The 3,032-nt window shown below is 71.0% G+C and carries 5 protein-coding genes; all 5 read right to left on the reverse strand.

Translation table 11 applies throughout. The annotated features are described in order from the left end of the window. Positions 1-72: 72 nt before the first annotated feature. The gene (locus tag HUU95_RS12535) at positions 73-786 is read right to left on the reverse strand and encodes an alpha/beta fold hydrolase (protein WP_174280407.1); all 714 of its coding nucleotides are present in this window, start codon (positions 784-786) and stop codon (positions 73-75) included. Between the two features lie 212 nt (positions 787-998). Then, complete coding sequence (locus HUU95_RS12540; protein ID WP_174280408.1) at positions 999-1,922, reverse strand: alpha/beta fold hydrolase; 924 nt, start codon at positions 1,920-1,922, stop codon at positions 999-1,001. Next, on the reverse strand, positions 1,919-2,128 hold the full coding sequence (locus HUU95_RS12545) for a helix-turn-helix transcriptional regulator (protein WP_174280409.1): 210 nt from the start codon (positions 2,126-2,128) through the stop codon (positions 1,919-1,921). The genes HUU95_RS12540 and HUU95_RS12545 overlap by 4 nt, the downstream gene beginning before the upstream one ends. Continuing rightward, positions 2,125-2,532 carry a hypothetical protein gene (locus HUU95_RS12550; RefSeq protein WP_174280410.1) on the reverse strand — a complete coding sequence of 136 codons (408 nt, stop codon included), beginning with the start codon at positions 2,530-2,532 and terminating at the stop codon, positions 2,125-2,127. The genes HUU95_RS12545 and HUU95_RS12550 overlap by 4 nt, the downstream gene beginning before the upstream one ends. Positions 2,533-2,608: 76 nt before the next feature. After that, complete coding sequence (locus tag HUU95_RS12555; protein WP_174280411.1) at positions 2,609-2,863, reverse strand: DUF6356 family protein; 255 nt, start codon at positions 2,861-2,863, stop codon at positions 2,609-2,611. Positions 2,864-3,032 lie beyond the last annotated feature (169 nt).

Consider the following 3,032-nt stretch of genomic DNA (forward strand, 5'->3'; position numbering starts at 1 on the left):
GCGCGGCGGCGGCCGGCTCGGGCAGCGCGTCCGGGTTCGGGCAGGCGGCGGCGGCCAGGAGCAGGGCGAGGATCATGCGGCGGCGATCACTTCCTCCACCGCGCGGACCAGCAGCGCGAGGTCGGGCGCGCGCGACAGGCGATGGTCGCCGTCCTTGACCAGCCAGCACTGCACGTCCGCTGAACGGATCAGCTCGGCCAGCCGCCCCGTCCGGTGCCACGGCACGTCCGCGTCGCGCATGCCGTGGAGCAACCGCGTCGGCGCGTCGATCTCGATGGGCCCGTACATCAGCCGATTGGCCTCGCCCGACGACCAGAAGGCGCGGGTGGTGACGGTGGGCGCGGGCCCGTACGGGTTCGCTCGTTCGAGCCGGCCGTGCTGGAGCAGGTGCAGCTTCTCCTCGGTGGTGAAGCCCCAGTCGGTGAAGTCGGGCGCGGGCGCGACGCCGACCATCCCGACCACGCGCTCGGGCCGGGCGCGCGCGACCAGCAGCATCAGCCAGCCGCCCATCGACGAGCCGACCAGCACCACCGGCCCCTCGACGCCCTCGTCGATCAGCGCCAGCGCATCGTCGCGCCAGTCGGCCAGCGTCTGTTCTTCGAACACGCCCTCGCTCTCACCGCAGCCGCCATAGTCGAAGCGGAGACAGGCCTGCCCGGTCCGCGCCGCCCAGGCTTCCAGCGCCAGCGCCTTGGCGCCACTCATGTCCGATGCATAGCCGGGCAGGAACATGACGGTGGGCGCGCGGCCGGGGGTGTGGCGGAAGGCGAGGCGGGGGCGGGTCATGCGGCCGGCCTAGCCGGTAATCGCGCGGAAGGTCACACTCGTGAGGGGTGATTTGTGACTTTCCGTCCAGCACCTTCCCGCCGGTCGGTCCATTTCAGCCGCGTCAGGCAGTTCGCCTCCCCGTCGTTCGCCGGATAGGCATTTCAGATAGCCTAGCGGGTCGCGCACTTGTAGGACAGCGCCGTCAGCCGGCGCGCCCCGCTTTGGAAGCCCTATCGCAGGAACGCGTCCACCGCCGCGCTGAACGCCGCCGGCTGATCGAGCATCACGAAATGGCCGCTGTCGGCGACCGCCACGACCGTGATGTGCGGCGCCTTCGCATAGGCGGCGCGATATAGCGGCTCGGCGCGCTCCTTCGGGTTGAGCGGCGACCAGGGATAGATCAGCGTGATCGGCGTCGCGATGCCGGCCAGGTCCGGGCGCAGGTCGGTCGACAGGTCCTCGTACAGCGCCTGCGCCGAGACGCGCGGGTCGGCCCTGGCGACCCAGCCCGCCACCTGCGCGCGAGCGGCCGGGGTGAGCGCCAGTCCCTGCGCGATCGCCGCGTCGGCGGCGGGGTTGTCCGGCTTGCCATATTGCGTCGCCATTCCGTCGCGCATCGCGGCGGCCTGGGGCGCGAGCATCGCGACGGTGGCGTTGGGCACGAAGATCTCGCCCACGAACGGCAGCGCGTCGACGATCAGCAGGCGGCCGGCGTCCTCCGGATGCGCGCGCGCGAGCATCAGCGCGACGAGCCCGCCCAGCGAATGGCCGATCACCGCCGCGTGCGCGAGCCGGTTGGCTTGGAGGTAGGCGTGCAGGTCGGCGACGACGCCGTCGAGCAGGCCCGGCTTCAGGTTCTCGCCCGGCGCGTCGCCGCCGAAGCCGTTGATCTGGACGGTGACGACGCGGTGGTCCCGCGCGAGCGTCGGGACCGTGGCCGCCCACACCTCGCGCGGGCTCGACAGGCCCGGGATGAGGACGATCGGACTGCCCCGGCCGGTGCTGGCGATCGACACATGGGGCAGGGCGGTGGTGACCAGCCCGCCGCTTAGCGCCACGTGTGCCACGGTCTGGCAATGCGCGGGCGAAGGGGAGATCACGGCGGCCAGGGCGACAGCGCTGGCGGCGAGGCTGAGCCTGAGGTGCAAGATCATTGCGGGCATTCCTGGGATGGCGAGGTGAAGCATTGCTCGATCGCGAGCCCGAACAGCTCGGCGATGCGAAAGGCGAGGGGGAGCGAGGGATCGTAGCGGCCGGTCTCGATCGCGTTGACGCTCTGGCGCGACACGCCCAGCCGCTCGGCCACTTCCTGCTGGCTCCAGCCGCGCTCGGCGCGCAGGACGCGTAGGCGGTTGGTCATGCCGCCCGCCGTTCGAACAGCGGATTGATGCAGGCGCCAACTCCGAAGCCGGCGAACCAGAGCACCGCGACATAGAAGGCGGGCACGTGCGGCGCGAGCCCGGCATCTTCGATGAAGCCGTAGACAGTAGTGATGGAGAGCGAGAAGCCGGTCGCGATCAGCGCCTGCCGCGAGGCGAGGGCACGCAGATACTCGTCCGTTTCCTCGACCAGATAGCGGCCGATCGCGGCGAAGATGCCGACCACCGCCAGCGCGGGCAGGCTGGCGACGAGCATGCCCGGCAAGCCGGCGAGCGGGTGATGGCGGAACAGCCAGACCGCTCCGAACAGCAGCGCGGTGTAGCCGATGCTCAATCCGAGCACCCGCCGTGTATAGCGTCGCACCGCCGGGGTGGCACCGATCATGGCTAAGCGTCCTTTCCGATATGGTAAGGACGCTTTACGTCAACCTAGCTTGTCATGTCAAGCGTGCTAGACACGATTAGATGACGTATTCCACCGTCCTCATCTGCGTCTGCGCGGCGTGAGCGGCGCGGCGCTTGGCGACCATCTCGGCGTGGAGCGCGGCGACGGTGCGGCTGCCGGTGGTCTGGCACCAGGCCGGCACGATCGCGTGGACCATGGCGCCCACGCCGCCCGCGATCATGCGGACGCCGAAGCGAGCGGCGACGGCCATGTGCTGGGCATAGGTCTCGCCGACCGAGGCGGGGTGGTCGGCGAACAGGCGGCGGATCATCGGTGGGCACTCCTTCGGAAGGTCAGCCTATCCGCGTTCGGCGAGCGCCGCCAGCATCCGTCTCGCGAGCTCGCCCAGCGTGTCGTCGCGCGCGCCCATGACGACGATCCGGTCGCCCGCGCGCGCGGTCACGACCAGCAGGCCGGCCGCGTCCTCGCGGTCGGCGAGG

Source organism: Sphingomonas bacterium (genome assembly GCF_903643065.1).
In the GTDB taxonomy this organism is placed as follows: domain Bacteria; phylum Pseudomonadota; class Alphaproteobacteria; order Sphingomonadales; family Sphingomonadaceae; genus Sphingomonas.

Coding starts and splice junctions, on each gene's coding strand:
- HUU95_RS12535 (WP_174280407.1), bottom strand. CDS start 786: ATGACCCGCCCCCGCCTCGCCTTCCGCCACACCCCCGGCCGCGCGCCC.
- HUU95_RS12540 (WP_174280408.1), bottom strand. CDS start 1,922: ATGATCTTGCACCTCAGGCTCAGCCTCGCCGCCAGCGCTGTCGCCCTG.
- HUU95_RS12545 (WP_174280409.1), bottom strand. CDS start 2,128: ATGACCAACCGCCTACGCGTCCTGCGCGCCGAGCGCGGCTGGAGCCAG.
- HUU95_RS12550 (WP_174280410.1), bottom strand. CDS start 2,532: ATGATCGGTGCCACCCCGGCGGTGCGACGCTATACACGGCGGGTGCTC.
- HUU95_RS12555 (WP_174280411.1), bottom strand. CDS start 2,863: ATGATCCGCCGCCTGTTCGCCGACCACCCCGCCTCGGTCGGCGAGACC.